Source organism: Cupriavidus necator, assembly GCF_040578825.1.
Classification (GTDB): Bacteria; Pseudomonadota; Gammaproteobacteria; order Burkholderiales; family Burkholderiaceae; genus Cupriavidus; species Cupriavidus necator_E.
Genome location: NZ_JBEFLI010000108.1, coordinates 1 through 16,762 on the forward strand (window position 1 = coordinate 1; position 16,762 = coordinate 16,762).

Genomic DNA, 16,762 nt, shown 5'->3' on the forward strand with positions numbered 1-16,762 from the left:
GGGCAGCGGGCGGCGCTCACTCGATGACCTTGGGCACCAGGTACAGGCCGTTTTCGGTGGCCGGCGCGGGGCGCTGGTAGTCGTCGCGGCGGTCGGTCTCGGTGACCACGTCCTCGCGCAGGCGCTGGGCCATGTCGCGCACGGCCGACAGCGGGTGGGCCAGCGGCTCGATGCCGGTGGTGTCAACCGCCTGCATCTGCTCGACCAGCGAGAAAAAGTTGTTGAGCTGCGCAAGCGTCTGGGCGGCCTCGTCATCGCTGGTTTCGATGCGGGCCAGGTGGGCGATGCGCTTGACGTCGGATAGGTCGAGGGCCATGGCTGGTGTTCGGATGCTCGGATGCGGAAGGCGCCGGAGGGGCCGGCGGCCGGCCGTGCGGCGGTGGCGTCGCGCGGTCCGGACAGGGCGGCTACGGAGCGCGGTAAACACGCCACGGAGTCGTCGGAATTACAGGTATTTTCAGGCCGTAAACGCCCGAAGCAGCAGGAATTATAAGGTATCATTGCGAGTTACCGACCTTTGGCAACGCCTTCGTCACATGGCTGCCAGACTGGCTGCAAAACAGCGTTGCCCGCAGCGCTGGCGAACGTCCCGCGCCAGGGCCGCCGCAGGCGCCAGAAGGTGGAAAAACCTGGGTCCTCTGATTAGGCCTCTGCCCCGGCTCTGACGTTGTTTCGACAATGTCTCAATGTCTTATGACATTGCCGGTCCAGCGCCCGACCAATACTCGCGAACTTTTGCGCGAGGTCTAATCAAAGGTTCCCGTGGGCCGGCATCGCGCGTTGCAAAATCGCAAAAATGCAATATCGCATAAGTGCAAGATTGCAACACTGCAGGCGCGTGCCGGCGGCGGTGCCGATCCCGATCCCATCTCTCTTCCGGTCCGGGCCGTTCCGCGCCGGACGGCAGGCGGGCCGGGAAGCCGGGAACCATTCCGTATTCAACACAAGTATTTCGTGGCCGGACCGCTCGCGGTGCCGGCCGCTTCGCCTACACGCGAACACCACCACAGACAGGATTCCTGATGTTCGGATTTCTCCGCAGCTACTTCTCCAACGACCTGGCGATCGACCTCGGCACCGCCAACACGCTGATCTACATGCGCGACAAGGGCATCGTGCTGGACGAGCCCTCGGTCGTCGCGATCCGCCAGGAAGGCGGCCCCAACGCCAAGAAAACGATCACGGCCGTGGGCAAGGAAGCCAAGCAGATGCTGGGCAAGGTACCGGGCAATATCGAGGCGATCCGCCCGATGAAGGACGGCGTGATCGCCGACTTCACCGTCACCGAGCAGATGCTCAAGCAGTTCATCAAGATGGTGCATGACTCGAAGCTGCTGCGTCCGAGCCCGCGCATCATCATCTGCGTGCCCTGCGGTTCGACCCAGGTCGAGCGCCGCGCCATCCGCGAATCGGCGCTGGGCGCCGGCGCCAGCCAGGTGTACCTGATCGAGGAGCCGATGTCGGCCGCGATCGGCGCCGGCCTGCCGGTGTCGGAGCCGTCGGGCTCGATGGTTGTCGATATCGGCGGCGGCACCACCGAGGTGGGCATCATCTCGCTGGGCGGCATGGTCTACAAGGGTTCGGTGCGCGTGGGCGGCGACAAGTTCGACGAGGCCATCGTCAACTACATCCGCCGCAACTACGGCATGCTGATCGGCGAACAGACCGCTGAAGCGATCAAGAAGGAAATCGGCTCGGCCTTCCCGGGCTCCGAGGTCCGCGAGATGGAAGTCAAGGGCCGCAACCTGTCCGAAGGCATCCCGCGCGCCTTCACCGTGTCGTCCAACGAAATCCTCGAAGCGCTGACCGATCCGCTGAACCAGATCGTGTCGGCAGTGAAGATCGCGCTGGAACAGACCCCGCCCGAACTGGGCGCCGACATCGCCGAGCGCGGCATGATGCTGACCGGCGGCGGCGCGCTGCTGCGCGACCTGGACCGCCTGCTGGCCGAAGAAACCGGCCTGCCGGTGCTGGTGGCCGAAGACCCGCTGACCTGCGTGGTGCGCGGCTCCGGCATGGCGCTGGAACGCATGGACAAGCTCGGCAGCATCTTCTCCTACGAGTAAAGGCAGAAGGACGCTCACGTGGCGATGCGCGGCCTGCCGGATCCGGTGATCAGGGCGGTGTCGCGGCGCTGCATCCGTCAGGGGTTCGCCCCAACCGCACCCGCCGCCTGGCCGTGCCGCCCCCTTCCCGGGCGTGGTACGGCGGGCGGCGGGGCGTTTGCGCGTGTGCACCGGCTTTCAATCGGGTAAATGGATTACTCCCCTCCGCCGCTCTTCAAGCAAGGCACCTCGGCTGTCGCCCGGCTGGTCCTGTATGTGGCCATCGCGCTGGCGCTGCTGGTGGTCGATGCCCGTTTCGACGCGCTCAGCGTGGGCCGGCAGGTTGCCGCCACCGTGCTGATGCCGGTCGAACGCCTGGTGCTGACACCGCGCGACGCGGTGCGCACGGTGTTCGACTATGCGCAGTCGTCGGCGATGCTGGCCACCGAGAACCGCGAACTGCGCCAGAACGCGGTGCAGCAGGCCGAGGCCTCGGTGCGCCAGGCGCAGCTCGAGGCCGAGAACAACCAGTTGCGCAAGCTGCTCGGACTGGCGCAGCAGTCGGCCACGCCGGTGACGGCGGCCGAGATTTTGTATGACGCGCGCGACCCCTACAGCCAGCGCATCGTGATCGACAAGGGCAGCCACCATGGCCTGCGCGCCGGTTATCCGGTGATCGACGAGCGCGGCGTCGTGGGCCAGGTCACGCGCGTGTCGCCGTTCCAGTCGGAGGTGACGCTGCTGACCGACAAGGACCAGGCCATCCCGGTGCAGGTGGTGCGTAACGGCCTGCGCAGCCTGGCCTTCGGCGGCGCGCGCGCGGGCCAGCTCGACCTGCGCTTCATGGCCGCGTCGGCCGACCTGCAGCAGGGCGACCTGCTGGTGACCTCGGGCCTGGACGGCACCTACCCGCCGGGCCTGCCGGTGGCGAAGATCATCCATATCGAACGCAAGGCCGATACCGCGTTCTCGCGTGTCTATTGCGAGCCGGTGGCCGGCGTGCGCGCGCACCGGCTGTTGCTGGTGGTGCGCTACGACGCCGCGATCCCGCCGCGCGAGACCGCCGAAGCCAAGGCCGAGGCGCCGGTCAAGGGCGCCAAGTCCGCCGCGGCCCGCGCCGCCGCCGCCAGCGCCGCCGCGGCCAAGGCTGCGCCCAAGGAGGCACCACAGTGACCAATTCCCAATACCTGCTGCGGCCGGTCAATCCCGCTTTTATCGCGCTCAGCTTCGTGCTGGCGTTCCTGTTCAACCTGATGCCCTGGGGCGACACGCTGTGGATCCCCGACATGGTGGCGCTGGTGCTGGTGTTCTGGAACATCCACCAGCCGCGCAAGGTGGGCATGGGCGTGGCGTTCGCGCTGGGCCTGCTGATGGACGTGCACGATGCCCGGCTGCTGGGCGAGCATGCGCTGGCCTATACGCTGCTGGCCTACTTTGCCATCACCATCCACCGCCGCGTGCTGTGGTTCACCGTCTATACCCAGGCGCTGCATGTGCTGCCGCTGTTGTTCGTCGTGCACGCGGTGCCGGTGCTGATCCGGCTGGCGATGGGCGCGCCGCTGCCGGGCTGGCAACTGCTGCTGGCGCCGGCGATCGAGGCGCTGCTGTGGCCGCTGGCGACCAGCCTTTTGCTGGCGCCGCAGCGCCGCTCGAGCGATGTCGACGAGACGCGTCCGATCTGACGCCGCCGCCATCGCCCACTACCGCTCATCCCAGGCCAACGCAGTACCATGACCGAAATCCGCAACGTCGAACTGGAAATCGGCCGCTTCCGCATCCGCGTGGCGGCCGCGGCCCTGTTCACGGTGATCTGCTTTGGCCTGCTGTTCACGCGCTTCCTGTGGCTGCAGTGGTACAAGCATGACCAGTACTCGGCCAAGGCCGAGGACAACCGCATCTCGGTGGCGCCGATCGAGCCCAACCGCGGCATCATCATGGACCGCAACGGCATCGTGCTGGCGCGCAACTATTCCGCGTACACGCTCGAGATCACGCCGTCCAAGCTGACCGATACGCTGGACAACACCATCGAAGGCCTGGCCGCGCTGGTCGATATCCAGCCGCGCGACCGGCGCCGCTTCAAGCGGCTGATGGAAGAGTCCCGCAGCTTCGAGAGCCTGCCGCTGCGCAGCCAGCTCACCGACGAGGAAGTGGCGCGCTTTTCCACGCAGCGCTTCCGCTTCCCGGGCGTGGACGTGCGCGCGCGGCTGTTCCGGCAATATCCGCTGGGCGAGTCGGCCTCGCACGTGATCGGCTATATCGGCCGCATCTCGCAGCGCGACCAGGAGCGCATCGAGGCCATGGACGAGGCCAACGACGCCGAGGCCGCCAAATACGATCCGCGCAAGGACGCCGACAACTACAAGGGCACCAACTACATCGGCAAGATCGGCCTGGAGCAGAGCTACGAGACCGAGCTGCACGGGCTGACCGGCTTCGAGGAAGTGGAAGTGAGCGCGGGCGGGCGCCCGATCCGCACGCTGTCGACCTCGCCCGCCACGCCCGGCAACAACCTGATCCTGTCGCTCGATATCCGCCTGCAGCAGCTCGCCGAGGCGCTGTACGGCGACCGCCGCGGCGCGCTGGTGGCGATCGAGCCGTCTACCGGCGACATCCTGGCCTTCGTTTCCAAGCCGACGTACGACCCCAACCTGTTCGTCGAAGGCATCGACACCAATACCTGGAACGAGCTCAACAATTCGCCCGACAAGCCGCTGCTGAACCGCCCGCTGCGCGGCACCTATCCGCCGGGCTCGACCTACAAGCCGTTCATGGCGCTGGCGGCGCTGACCACCGGCAAGCGCACCGCGGCCTGGGGCATGTCCGATCCGGGCTTCTTCACGCTGGGCAACCACACCTTCCGCGACGACAAGCCGGGCGGGCATGGCTGGGTCGACATGCAGACCTCGATCGTGCAGTCGTGCGATACCTATTACTACGCGCTGGCGCGCGACATGGGCGTCAACGCGATCCATGACTTCATGAAGCCGCTCGGCTTCGGCCAGATCACCGGCATCGATATCGAGGGCGAAAGCCGCGGCATCCTGCCGTCGACCGAGTGGAAGCGCAAGGCCTACCGCAAGCCCGAGCAGCAGAAGTGGTACGACGGCGAGACCATCTCGCTGGGCATCGGCCAGGGCTACAACAGCTTCACCATCCTGCAGCTCGCGCAGGCGACCTCGGTGATCGTCAATAACGGCAGCGTGATGAAGCCCCACCTGGTCAAGGCCGTGGAAGATGCGGTCACGCGCAAGCGCACGCTGACCGTGCCCAAGGAAAGCTACCGCATCCCGCTCAAGCAGGCCGATATCGACGTGGTCAAGCGCGCCATGGTGGCGGTGACGCACTCAGGCACGGCGGCGCGCGTGTTCGCCGGCGCCCCCTATGAATCCGCGGGCAAGACCGGCACGGCGCAGACCTACAGCCTGTCCAAGGGCGAGAAGTACAACCACCACGCGCTGGCCGAGCACAAGCGCGACCACTCGCTGTACACCGCGTTCGCGCCGGCGAACAATCCGAAAATCGCGATCGCGCTGATCGTTGAGAACGCCGGCTTCGGCGCCGCCGTGGCCGCGCCGATCGCGCGCAAGCTGATGGACTACTACCTGACCGGCAAGTGGCCGGCCGAGCTGGAGGCGATGGCGCCGCCGGCCACCGAGCGCGTGGCGGGACGCCCGCCGGTGGATACGCCCAGCGTGTTCACCACCGGCCAGACTGCCAGCATCGCCAGTGCCACGGTGATGTCCACCGGTGCCGCCCCGGCGAGCGGAGCGGCCACCAGCGCCGTGGCCGCGGCCTCTGCCGCGCCGGCGGTGACGCCCGAGGCCATTGCCGCCGCGCTGAACGCGCAGGCGATCGCGCCGGCCTCGGCCGTCGAGACGCTGGAACAGCGCATGCTGCAGGCGCTCGGCCACAGCAAGCCCGCCGCACCGCAGCCGGCCTCCGCCCCCGCCGCGCAGCCCGTCAAGGCGCCCGCGCCCAAACCACGCGTCAAGCCCGTGTCCGCCAAGGCGGCCAGCGGCGCCGACGCCACCCGCTGAAGGAGACGCGCATGGACCGACGCCGCGTCATGTCCCTGATCAAATCGGCGCTGACCGGCTTTGACAAGCCGCTGTCGCTGATTGTCTTCCTGCTGTTCGCCACCGGCATCGTGGCGCTGTACTCCGCCGCCATCGACATGCCGGGCCGGGTCGAAGACCAGCTCCGCAATATCCTGCTGTCCTACGTGGTGATGCTGGTGATCGCGTACATGCCCACGCAGACGCTGATGCGGGTGGCGGTGCCGATCTACACGGTAGGCGTGGCGCTGCTGATCGCGGTGGCGATGTTCGGCCTGATCCGCAAGGGCGCGCGCCGCTGGCTCAATGTCGGCATGGTGATCCAGCCGTCCGAGATCATGAAGATCTCGATGCCGTTGATGCTGGCGTGGTACTTCCAGAAGCGCGAGGGCGTGATCAAGTGGTTCGACTTCGTGGTGGCGCTGGGGCTGCTGCTGATCCCGGTTGGCCTGATCGCCAAGCAGCCCGACCTGGGCACCGCGCTGCTGGTGATGGCCGCCGGCATCTACGTGATCTACTTTGCCGGCCTGTCGTGGCGGCTGATCCTGCCGCTGATGGGGCTGCTGGTGGTGGCGATCACGCTGCTGATCACGTTCCAGAACGACATGTGCGCGCCGGGCGTGAACTGGCCGGTGCTGCACGACTACCAGCAGCATCGCGTCTGCACGCTGCTCGACCCGACCAGCGATCCGCTCGGCAAGGGCTTCCATACGATCCAGTCGATCATCGCGATCGGCTCGGGCGGGGTCGAGGGCAAGGGCTGGCTCAAGGGCACGCAGACGCACCTGGAGTTCATTCCGGAGAAGCACACCGACTTTATCTTCGCGGTGTATTCGGAGGAATTCGGGCTGATCGGCAATGCGCTGCTGCTGGTGCTGTACCTGCTGCTGATCTTCCGCGGGCTCTTTATCGCGGCCAACGCGCCGACGCTGTTCTCGCGGCTGCTGGCGGGGTCGATTACGCTGATCTTCTTTACCTATGCGTTCGTCAACATGGGCATGGTGAGCGGGATCCTGCCGGTGGTGGGCGTGCCGTTGCCGCTGATGAGCTATGGCGGCACGGCGCTGGTGACGCTGGGGGCGGGGATCGGGATCCTGATGAGTATTTCGCGGCAGAAGCGGTTGATTCAGACGTAGCTGCTTAGGCAAGCTTGGGCGGCTTTGGCGCACTCAAAACCGCGCTCCCTTTCTGGCTGGGCGGGTTTGTTAAACTGCCACCCAATTTTCCTCTACCGGTCCAAGCTCCATGAACGCCCAAGACGTCGCCGCCTACCTGCAGAGCCACCCCGAATTCTTCGAGGAGCACGCCGAGCTGCTGGCCACGGTGCAGCTCACCAGCCCGCACAGCCACCGCGCCGTGTCGCTGCAGGAACGCCAGATGGAGATCCTGCGCGAGAAGAACAAGGGCCTGGAGTTGCGCCTGGCGGACCTGGTCCGCCATGGCCACGACAATGACCGCACGCAGCAGCGCATGCATGCCTGGCAACTGCGCCTGCTGGCCGAAGCCGACTCGCACGCGCTGCCCTACGCGGTGCAGGATGGCCTGCAGCAGGTGTTCGACGTGCCCGCGGTCGCGCTCAAGCTGTGGGACGTGGCCGAGCAGTACGCGCACATGGAAGTGGCGCAGGGCGCCAGCGAAGACCTGCGCATCTTTGCGGCGGGCCTGCGCGCGCCGTATTGCGGCGCCAACGGCGGCTTCGAGGCCGCGGCGCTGCTGGAGCGCGACGATATCACCTCGCTGGCGATGGTGGCGCTGCGCGTGCCGGTGCGCACGGCCGACGCCGCGGCCGATGCGCAGGGCGCCGCCTTCGGCCTGCTGGTGCTGGGCTCGCCCGATCCGCGCCGCTTCCACGACGGCATGGGCACGGCCTACCTGACGCAGATCGGCGAAGTCGCCGGCGCCGCGCTGCATCGCCTGCGCGACTGAGGCGCGGCGGCACACCCCCGATGCAATGAGCGCACGCCGGCCGCCCCGCAACGCCCCGGCTGAACCGCCCGCGGCGGACGATACTGCGCCGCCGGCACCCGATCCGCTGGTCGCCCGCTATCTCGACTGGCTGCGCGGCAGCCGCAAGCTGGCCGAACACACACTGTCGAGCTACGGCCGCGACCTGCGCGTGCTGCAATCCCACGCGGCACGCTACGCGCCCGGCATCGCGCTGCTGGCGCTGCAGACCCACCATATCCGCAATTTCGCCGCCCGGCTGCATGCCGCGGGACTCGTTGGCACCAGCATTGCCCGCACGCTGTCGGCGTGGCGCGGCTTCTTCCAGTGGGCGGCGCGGCATGGCCATGGCGTCACCATCAACCCGGTCGACGGCGTGCGCGCGCCGCGCTCGGGCCATGCGCTGCCCAAGGCGCTGTCGGTCGAGCACGCGGTGGCGCTGGTCTCGCACCCGGGCGGCACCGACGCGCACGCGCTGCGCGACCATGCGGTCTACGAGCTGTTCTATTCGAGCGGATTGCGGCTGTCCGAGCTGGTGCAGCTCGACGTGCGCTATGCCGATGCCGATGGCTACCGCTCCAGCGGCTGGCTCGACCTGGCCGGCGCCGAGGTGACCGTGACCGGCAAGGGGTCGCGCCAGCGCTCGGTGCCGGTCGGCAGCAAGGCGATCGAGGCGCTGCGCGCATGGCTGGCGGTGCGCGACACGCTGCTGCGCCCCGGCACCGCGCCGGAAGATACCCACGCGCTGTTCCTGGGGCCGCGCGGCCGGCGCCTGTCGATGCGCACCGTGCAGCTGCGGCTCAAGCAGCAGGCGCTGCGCGCCGGCGTGCCGGCCGACGTGCATCCGCATATGCTGCGGCATTCCTTTGCCACGCACGTGCTGCAATCGTCCGGCGACCTGCGCGCGGTGCAGGAGATGCTGGGCCACGCCAGCATCTCGACCACGCAGGTCTATACCGCGCTGGACTTCCAGCACCTGGCGCGCGTCTACGACAAGGCCCATCCGCGCGCCGGCCGCGCGCGCAAGGCTGCGGCGCCGCAGGTGTCCGAGGCCGCGGACGACGCGGCTGAAGACTAATCGTCAGCCCACTGCGCCAGCACTTCGCGAAAGCGCTCCATCTCCGGCAGCAGCCAGGCGCGGAAGGCCTGCACCTTGGGCGTCTCCAGCATGCCCGGCGCGCAGACGAAATACAGCAGCCACGGACATGGGATGCTGACATCGAACAGCCGCACCACGCGGCCCGCCAGCAAGTCGTTGTAGGCCAGCGACGACCGGATCAGCGCGATCCCCTGGCCCTCCGAGGCGGCCTGCAGCAGCAGCGACGAATCTTCCAGCAGCAGCCCTTTGCGCGGCTCCGGCCAGTCCAGCCCGGCCGCCTCGAACCACGGCTTCCACGGATCGCCCTCGCCGCGCAGCAGCGGCAGCCCGGCCATGTCCTGCGGCCGCTCGGGCAGGCGCCCGCCATTGAAGCCCGGGCTGCAGACCGGGAAGAAGACATCGTCCATCAGCTTCTCGACATACAGGCCCGGATAGTCGCCGCTGCCCATGCGCAGCGCGATATCGACTTCCTCGCGGCCAAAGTCGACCAGCGTGTTGGACGACAGCAGCTCGACATCCAGCTCCGGATGGCGCTCGATAAAGCTGCCGATGCGCGGCGTCAGCCAGCGCGCGGCGAACGACGGCATGGTGCTGATGGTCAGCCGCTTGTCGCGGTTGCCGGCCTGCAGCACGCGCGTGGCATCGGCGATCTGCAGCAGCGCGTCGCGCACGCGCTCGGCATAGACCCGGCCGGCCGGGGTCAGCGCCACGCGCTTGCCGTGGCGCTCGAACAGCGGCATGCCGAGCTCTTCTTCCAGGGCGCGGATCTGGTGGCTGACCGCGCCATGCGTGACGAACAGCTCGGTCGCCGCGCGCGAAAAGCTCTCGTGACGCGCCGCCGCCTCGAATGCGCGCAGGGCGGTCAGCGCGGGCAGGCGCGGCAGTTCGCGATGCCAGCCGCGCGGCAGGTCCTTTTCCCAGCCGCTTTTCCAGGCCATGGCGGTCTCCCTGATCTCTGGGGTATGTGAGTTTGACTAACAAGAACAAAGAAAATATATCGTTTTGATAGTGCCCGGGCAATCACTAATATTCTTTCACCGGCCCCTGTGTTGCCGCTTCTTTCACGGCGATTTCCCTACGATTTAACTGGCCAGGTCCTAATACCGGGCCAGTTGCCGCGAATCCGCAACAGTCCGGCGCATTTCCCCCCGAAATCCGCCGAAGCCGGCCGAACGGAGAACCACCATGAAAACCGTGCTCACAACGACCGTATTCACCCTGAATCCTGGCGAAGTCACCGCCCTGTCGGTGCACGCCGCCCAGCGCCTGCACGTGCAAGAAGCCCGTGGCGCCGACGTGTGGCTGACGCGCGAGAAAGATTCGGAGGACTACTGGCTGCGTTGTGGCGGCAGCCTGCTGTTGCGCTCCGGCGACGAGGTGGTAGTCAGCATCGATCCGCGCGCGCAGCATCCGGTACGGCTGGCGCTGATCGCCGAAGCGCGCCGCCCGGCGCTGGCGCTGGCCGACGTGCCGCACCTGGTGTATCGCAGCCTGCGCCGTCTGGTTCGAGGAACGGAGTGGACGCCTAACCAGGACCAGGTCACCGCATCCTGACGCGGCGGCGGGCGGGGCATCGTCAACGTCACACCGCGCCCGGGGGCATTTGCGCCTGGTCTGGTCGCGTGACGCATCCGGAGATCGGACCTGACCCGCAGCGTTGGACTGGAGCCCAGCAAGGGCCGGCGCAAGCCGGCCCTTTTCGTTACACTCTCGCCATGCATCCGATCCAAGTCATCGAACGCGGCCGCGAGGACTATCAGCCGTGCTTCGACGCGATGCGCGCCTTCACCGCCGCACGCACGCCCGAGACGCCCGACCAGATCTGGCTGGTCGAGCATCCGCCGGTCTACACCCTGGGCCAGGCGGGCGATCCCGCTCACCTGCTGTCGCCTGACGACAACATTCCGGTGGTGCAGATCGACCGTGGCGGCCAGATCACTTACCACGGTCCCGGCCAGGTGGTGGCCTACCTGCTGCTCGATTTGCGCCGCCGGCACCTCATGGTGCGCGAGCTGGTGCACGGCATCGAGCAGGCGGTGCTTGACACGCTCGCAGCGTATAATCTCGCAGCCGAACGCAAGCCCGGCGCCCCCGGCATCTATTTGTCCGACGGGCCGCACCAGGGCGCCAAGATTGCCGCGCTCGGCCTCAAGATCCGCAACGGCTGCAGCTACCACGGCGTCAGCCTCAACGTGCAGATGGACCTGTCGCCGTTCCTGCGCATCAATCCCTGCGGCTATGCCGGACTGGAAACGGTCGACATGGCTACCGCGGGCGCCACCTGCAAGGCGGCGGATGCCGGCGGCGCGCCGCTGCCGGTGACCGCGGCAAGACAGCCCGAAATCGCGCAGCGCCTGGCGGCGGCATTGTGCGAAGTGCTGGCAGCGCACGAAGCGCGTGTGCTGGCAGCCGAAGCAAACGCCGCACCGGCTGAAACGAAACAGCCGGACGAAACGGCCCTGGCCTCCTAGTCAAAGCGAACAGCACGCTGAGCGCGTGCGGAGAAATGTATGAGCGACGCCCTGATCGCCACTTCCAGCGAAGCCCCGCAGTCCCCCGCGGAGCAGTACGACCCGACCCGCAAGCAGAAGTCGGCCGACAAGACCGCACGCATTCCCATCAAGATCGTGCCGGCCGAAAAGCTCAAGAAGCCGGACTGGATCCGCGTCAAGGCCGCCACCGGCAGCTCACGCTTCTACGAGATCAAGGACATCCTGCGCGCCAACAACCTGGTGACGGTGTGCGAGGAAGCGAGCTGCCCGAACATCGGTGAGTGCTTCGGCAAGGGCACCGCGACCTTCATGATCATGGGCGACAAGTGCACGCGCCGCTGCCCGTTCTGCGACGTCGGCCACGGCCGCCCCGATCCACTGGACGTCAACGAGCCGGGCAACCTGGCGCGCACCATCGCCCAGCTCAAGCTGAACTATGTGGTGATCACCAGTGTCGACCGCGACGACCTGCGCGACGGCGGCGCCCAGCATTACGTGGACTGCATCTCGCAGACGCGCGAGCTGTCGCCCGCCACCCGCATTGAAGTGCTGGTGCCCGACTTCCGCGGCCGCCTGGAGAAGGCGCTGGACATCCTGCAGGCCTGCCCGCCGGACGTGATGAACCACAACATGGAAACCGTGCCGCGCCTGTACAAGCAGGCGCGCCCGGGCGCGGACTACGAGCACTCGCTCAAGCTGCTGCAGGAATTCAAGCGCCGCAACCCCAACGTGCCGACCAAGTCCGGCCTGATGGTGGGCCTGGGCGAGACCGACGAGGAAATCCTCGAAGTCATGCGCGACATGCGCGCGCACGACATCGACATGCTGACCATCGGCCAGTACCTGGCGCCGTCGAACCACCACCTGCCGGTGCTGCGCTACGTCCACCCTGACACCTTCAAGATGTTCGAGGAAGAGGCCTACAAGATGGGCTTCACCCACGCCGCGGTGGGCGCGATGGTGCGCAGCTCGTACCACGCCGACCAGCAGGCGCATCAGGCGGGGTTTGCCTGAGCGGCAGCGTTGCACACGAGTCGAGCAGAAACGGCCGGGAATTTCCCGGCCGTTTTTATGTTCGGTCGCCGCAGCGGGACGGTCGCTTGGCGTGACGATGCGTGCCGGGGGTCAACCCGGACTGTTCCTCGCTGATCCGTATCGATATGATAAATACATCGATAAATCGTCGATGAAATACAAGTGCGTCACATTCCTGCCGGACCTGTCTACACTGGTAGCAAGTGCGCTAACGGGAATCTCATGAACACCTGCACCGTCCACCGACTCGCCGAGCAGGCGCTGCTGTACAGCGTGGCGCCGCCCGCCTCGCTGGAAGTCCAGCGCCGGATCTGGGCGATGGCCGCCCGCGCGGAAGACTGGCATGGCGTGGTCGACGTGGTGCCGGGCATGAACAACCTGACGGTGATCTTCAATGCCGGCGCCGACGTGGAAGCGCTGGAGCGCAACCTGAAGCTCGCGTGGGCCTCCGGCGAGGCGCGCCATGCCACGGGCAAGCTGGTGGAGATCCCGGTGCGCTACGGCGGCGAGAACGGCCCGGACCTGGCCGACGTTGCCGCCCATACCGGCCTGTCGCCGCGGGAAGTGGTGCGCCGTCATGCGGCCGGCGAGTACGTCGTCTATTTCCTCGGCTTCCAGCCCGGCTTTGCCTATATGGGCGGTCTGGCGCCGGAACTCGCCACGCCGCGCCGGCGCGAGCCGCGCGTGGCGGTGCCGGCCGGCTCGGTCGGCATCGGCGGGGAGCAGACCGGCATCTATCCGGCGGTGCTGCCGGGCGGCTGGCAACTGATCGGGCGCACCGACGCCGAACTCTTCGTGGCGGATCGCGATCCGCCGTCTCTCTTCGCGCCCGGCGACACCGTGCGCTTTGTCGCCGAGGAAATCATCGCGTGATCGAAATCATTCGTCCCGGCGCGCTCGCCTCGGTGCAGGACCTGGGCCGGACCGGCTTTCGCCGTTTCGGCGTGGGCCGTTGCGGTGCGATGGATACGCTCGCCGTTTCGGTCGGCAACCGGCTGCTGGGCAACGAGCCGGGCTGCGCCGCCATTGAATTCACGCTGGGCCGTGCCGCGGTGCGCTTTCATGTGGATATGCGTGTGGCGCTGGCGGGAGCGGAGTGCGGGGCCAACCTGGACGGCGTGCCGGTGTGGTCGTGGCATGCGTTCGATGTGCGCAACGGCGAGACCCTGACGCTGCCGTCGACGCGCGGCGGCACGCGCGTGTACCTGTGCGTGGCGGGCGGCATCGATGTCGAGCCGGTGATGGGTTCGCGCAGCACCGACCTGAAGTCCGGCTTCGGCGGACTGGACGGGCGTGCGTTGCAGGAGGGCGACCGCCTTGGCGCGGGGCGTCCGGGCCTGGCGGCCGAGGGCGGCGACTGGATCGGCGTGCAGGCGCCGGCGTGGGCGCTGCCGGCCAGGGTCGAGGGCAAGGCCACGCCGGTCCGCATGCTGGCCGGGCCCGAGTACGAGGATTTCGATGCCGCCGCGCAGCAGGCGCTGTGGCAGGCCGACTGGACCGTCACGCCCAACAGCAACCGCATGGGGCTGCGCCTGAACGGTCCCGCGCTGGCGCGCCGGCCCGAGCGCAGCGCCGATTTGCTGTCGCATGGCGTGGTTCCCGGCGTGATGCAGGTGCCGCCCGGAGGCCAGCCGATCGCGCTGATGGCCGATGCGCAGACCACTGGCGGCTATCCCAAGATCGGCGTGGTGATCGGCGCCGACCTGTGGCGGCTGGCGCAGGTGCCGCTGGGCGCGCCGGTACGGTTCGTGCAAGTGACGCTGGCGCAGGCCGCGGCGGCGCAGGCGGAGGTGGATCGCTACCTGCGCCAGATCGACCAGGCGCTGCAATGGCAGGGCGACGGCATGACCATCGCCGCGCGCCGGCGCACGCTGACGCGCGCTGCGGCATAAGGCGCGCCATGCAAAGGTAACCGCGCCGGGCCGCTGCGCACCGGCACGCAGACAATGGACGGAGGCAATGCACCGCACAGGAGAACGGCAATGCAGATCGATTTGAACGCCGACCTCGGCGAAGGCTGTGGCAACGACGAAGCGCTGCTGGCGCTGATCAGTTCCGCCAACGTGGCATGCGGCTGGCACGCCGGCGATGCGTCCACCATGCTGCAGACGGTGAAGTGGGCCATCGAGAAGGGCGTCGCCATCGGCGCGCATCCGAGCTATCCGGACCGCGAGAACTTCGGCCGCACCGAGATGCAGCGCGACCCCGAAGCGGTCTACGCCGACATGCTGTACCAGATCGGCGCGCTGGCCGCGATCGTGCGCGCGCAGGGCGGGCAGCTCCATCACGTCAAGGCGCATGGCGCGCTGTACAACCAGGCCGTGCGCGACCCGGCGCTGGCCCGCGCGATCGTGCGCGCGGTGCGCGACTTCGATTCCGACCTGGTCTTCTTCGGCCTGGCCGGCAGCCAGATGATCGACATCGCCAGGGAGGCCGGGCTGCGCGTCAAGCAGGAAGTCTTTGCCGACCGCGGCTACAACCCCGACGGCACGCTGGTCAGGCGGGGCACGCCCGGCGCGCTGCATGAAGACGAGGAAGTTGCCCTGAACCAGACCCTGACCATGGTGCGCGAGCAGCGCGTGCGCGCCATCGACGGCACCTGGGTACCGATCCAGGCCGAAACCGTGTGCCTGCACGGCGACGGCCCCCACGCGCTGGCCTTTGCGCGCCGCATCCGGGAACGGCTGGGCGCGGAGGGCATCGCCGTGCGCGCCGGCGACTGAGCAGGCCCTCACCATGCATAACTGCGGACCGGCTTCGAGCCGTTCGACGATGAACCGACTGCGCGGTTGACCCGCGCGGACGTGCGCGCGCAGGGCGGCCAGCTGCACTAGCCCCACAAGCCCCGGCTATTCCTGCGTACCGGCCGCGGCCGCCTCACGGTGCGCCGCGGCTTTTTTCATCGCCAGCCGCCGCACGCTGACCTGCTCGAAGCGCCAGATCACATAGCAGAACGCCAGGAACGGCCACAGCCAGCCCAGCCATTGCGCCAGGCTGTTGAAGTGGACGAAGCGGCCCAGGCGCCAGCCCTGCTCGGAAATCCACGCATACGGGTTGGATGGCAGCACATTGGTCAGCACCACCAGCGTGAACAGCGCCACCATCGCCAGCACCGCGCGCAGCCAGCGCGGCAGGTACAGCAGCAGCGCCAGCACCAGCGTGCTGGTCAGCAGCGCGAAGCGGCCGCCTTCGGACAGCCAGACAAAGGCGCTGTCGGCCGGGAACTGCAACTGGGCCACGGTGGCCTTGAGCAGCAGCGCGGCGGCCAGCAGGCCGGCCAGGATGCGCAGCGACGGTGCGGTGCGGCGCATCGCGATCGACGCGAACAGTCCGGTGCCGACCCAGCTGCTGGCGGTCACCAGCGATTCCAGCAACTGCATGCTTTGCATGTCCTCGGGGCGCAGGCCGATGTGGTCCTGCCACGCCTCGAGCTGCGGGAACAGCATCTGCAGCACCTGCATCGGCCATGAATCGGAGTCGGTCAGCCATTCGCGCACGATGCCGCCCATGGCGAACAGGTGCTCCTGCGGGAAGATCTGCGCGAACGGCCACAGCAGCAGCAGGATGATGGCAAAGCTGGCATGCGGCTCGAACCAGGCGTGGCGCAGCTGCGTCAGGCGCCCGTCGTCGATCAGCGCGCGCGTGAACGGCGCCACCACGGCGCCGCCCAGCAGCGCGCCCAGCGCATTGGTGATCAGGTCGATATTGGACGAGATCCGGCTCGGCAGCCAGGTCTGGAAGGCCTCCATGCAGGCCGACAGCAGTGCCCCGGCCACCAGTGCCACCAGCGTGGCGCGCCCGCCCGACATGCGCGGATGCAGCGACAGCACCACCAGCGCGCCAAAGGGGAAGTACCCGACCACATTGGTGAGCAGGTCGAAGTCGGTGATGTAGCGCGGCTTGGGCGCGGTCAGGAAGGCGAACGGCGAGATGCCGTTGTCGACCCAGCCGGAGAACGGGTACAGGCTGGCGTACACCACCAGCAGCGTGAAGCAAAGCAGTCCCACGCGGGCCAGCGGCGAATACTGGAGGCCGGCGGGTTCGGCTGCGGACGATGCCGCCGCGGGCCCGCGTGGGACTGCTTTGCTT

General features: G+C 67.9%; 16 protein-coding genes. 13 read left to right on the forward strand and 3 right to left on the reverse strand.

The annotated features are described in order from the left end of the window. Nucleotides 1-16: 16 nt before the first annotated feature. On the reverse strand, nucleotides 17-316 hold the full coding sequence (gene gatC / locus AB1I47_RS31475) for an Asp-tRNA(Asn)/Glu-tRNA(Gln) amidotransferase subunit GatC (RefSeq protein ID WP_354687577.1): 300 nt from the start codon (nucleotides 314-316) through the stop codon (nucleotides 17-19). Between the two features lie 706 nt (nucleotides 317-1,022). Here gatC and AB1I47_RS31480 point away from each other — a divergent pair. From AB1I47_RS31480 to AB1I47_RS31510, 7 genes are all read left to right on the forward strand, one after another. Beyond that, entirely contained in the window at nucleotides 1,023-2,066 is a 1,044-nt protein-coding gene (locus tag AB1I47_RS31480; RefSeq protein ID WP_008648066.1) for a rod shape-determining protein, read from the forward strand. A gap of 189 nt (nucleotides 2,067-2,255) precedes the next feature. Then, nucleotides 2,256-3,218: a rod shape-determining protein MreC gene (gene mreC, locus AB1I47_RS31485; RefSeq protein ID WP_354687578.1), complete on the forward strand. Its 963-nt coding sequence runs from the start codon at nucleotides 2,256-2,258 to the stop codon at nucleotides 3,216-3,218. Further along, on the forward strand, nucleotides 3,215-3,727 hold the full coding sequence (gene mreD / locus AB1I47_RS31490; protein ID WP_354687579.1) for a rod shape-determining protein MreD: 513 nt from the start codon (nucleotides 3,215-3,217) through the stop codon (nucleotides 3,725-3,727). Before mreC ends, mreD begins: the two co-directional genes overlap by 4 nt. A 48-nt stretch (nucleotides 3,728-3,775) precedes the next feature. Next, a complete protein-coding gene (gene mrdA, locus AB1I47_RS31495) occupies nucleotides 3,776-6,085 on the forward strand; it encodes a penicillin-binding protein 2 (protein WP_354687580.1) in 2,310 nt (769 codons plus the stop codon). Nucleotides 6,086-6,096: 11 nt separating this feature from the next. After that, nucleotides 6,097-7,239, forward strand: a complete 1,143-nt coding sequence (rodA, locus tag AB1I47_RS31500) for a rod shape-determining protein RodA (protein ID WP_354687581.1) — start codon at nucleotides 6,097-6,099, stop codon at nucleotides 7,237-7,239. 109 nt (nucleotides 7,240-7,348) lie between these two features. Continuing rightward, nucleotides 7,349-8,029: a DUF484 family protein gene (locus AB1I47_RS31505; RefSeq protein ID WP_354687582.1), complete on the forward strand. Its 681-nt coding sequence runs from the start codon at nucleotides 7,349-7,351 to the stop codon at nucleotides 8,027-8,029. Between the two features lie 25 nt (nucleotides 8,030-8,054). After that, the gene (locus tag AB1I47_RS31510) at nucleotides 8,055-9,125 is read left to right on the forward strand and encodes a tyrosine recombinase XerC (RefSeq protein ID WP_354687583.1); all 1,071 of its coding nucleotides are present in this window, start codon (nucleotides 8,055-8,057) and stop codon (nucleotides 9,123-9,125) included. Here the strand turns inward: AB1I47_RS31510 and AB1I47_RS31515 are convergent. Continuing rightward, a complete protein-coding gene (locus AB1I47_RS31515) occupies nucleotides 9,122-10,084 on the reverse strand; it encodes a transcriptional regulator GcvA (protein ID WP_354687584.1) in 963 nt (320 codons plus the stop codon). The genes AB1I47_RS31510 and AB1I47_RS31515 overlap by 4 nt on opposite strands. Nucleotides 10,085-10,331: 247 nt before the next feature. Here AB1I47_RS31515 and AB1I47_RS31520 point away from each other — a divergent pair, with 247 nt between their 5' ends. From AB1I47_RS31520 to pxpA, 6 genes are all read left to right on the forward strand, one after another. Further along, nucleotides 10,332-10,700 carry a DUF2917 domain-containing protein gene (locus AB1I47_RS31520; RefSeq protein ID WP_354687585.1) on the forward strand — a complete coding sequence of 123 codons (369 nt, stop codon included), beginning with the start codon at nucleotides 10,332-10,334 and terminating at the stop codon, nucleotides 10,698-10,700. 161 nt (nucleotides 10,701-10,861) lie between these two features. After that, nucleotides 10,862-11,617, forward strand: coding sequence for a lipoyl(octanoyl) transferase LipB (gene lipB, locus AB1I47_RS31525; protein WP_354687586.1), 756 nt, complete (start codon nucleotides 10,862-10,864; stop codon nucleotides 11,615-11,617). A 39-nt stretch (nucleotides 11,618-11,656) separates the two neighbouring features. Next, nucleotides 11,657-12,652, forward strand: coding sequence for a lipoyl synthase (gene lipA / locus AB1I47_RS31530; protein ID WP_354687587.1), 996 nt, complete (start codon nucleotides 11,657-11,659; stop codon nucleotides 12,650-12,652). Nucleotides 12,653-12,895: 243 nt separating this feature from the next. Continuing rightward, entirely contained in the window at nucleotides 12,896-13,546 is a 651-nt protein-coding gene (gene pxpB / locus AB1I47_RS31535; RefSeq protein WP_354687588.1) for a 5-oxoprolinase subunit PxpB, read from the forward strand. Further along, the gene (locus AB1I47_RS31540; protein ID WP_354687589.1) at nucleotides 13,543-14,565 is read left to right on the forward strand and encodes a 5-oxoprolinase subunit C family protein; all 1,023 of its coding nucleotides are present in this window, start codon (nucleotides 13,543-13,545) and stop codon (nucleotides 14,563-14,565) included. The genes pxpB and AB1I47_RS31540 overlap by 4 nt, the downstream gene beginning before the upstream one ends. Nucleotides 14,566-14,655: 90 nt before the next feature. Continuing rightward, nucleotides 14,656-15,396, forward strand: a complete 741-nt coding sequence (gene pxpA, locus AB1I47_RS31545; protein ID WP_354687590.1) for a 5-oxoprolinase subunit PxpA — start codon at nucleotides 14,656-14,658, stop codon at nucleotides 15,394-15,396. Nucleotides 15,397-15,522: 126 nt separating this feature from the next. Here the strand turns inward: pxpA and AB1I47_RS31550 are convergent. After that, a partial coding sequence (locus AB1I47_RS31550) for a VanZ family protein (protein WP_407935944.1) occupies nucleotides 15,523-16,762 on the reverse strand: 1,240 nt, incomplete at its 5' end.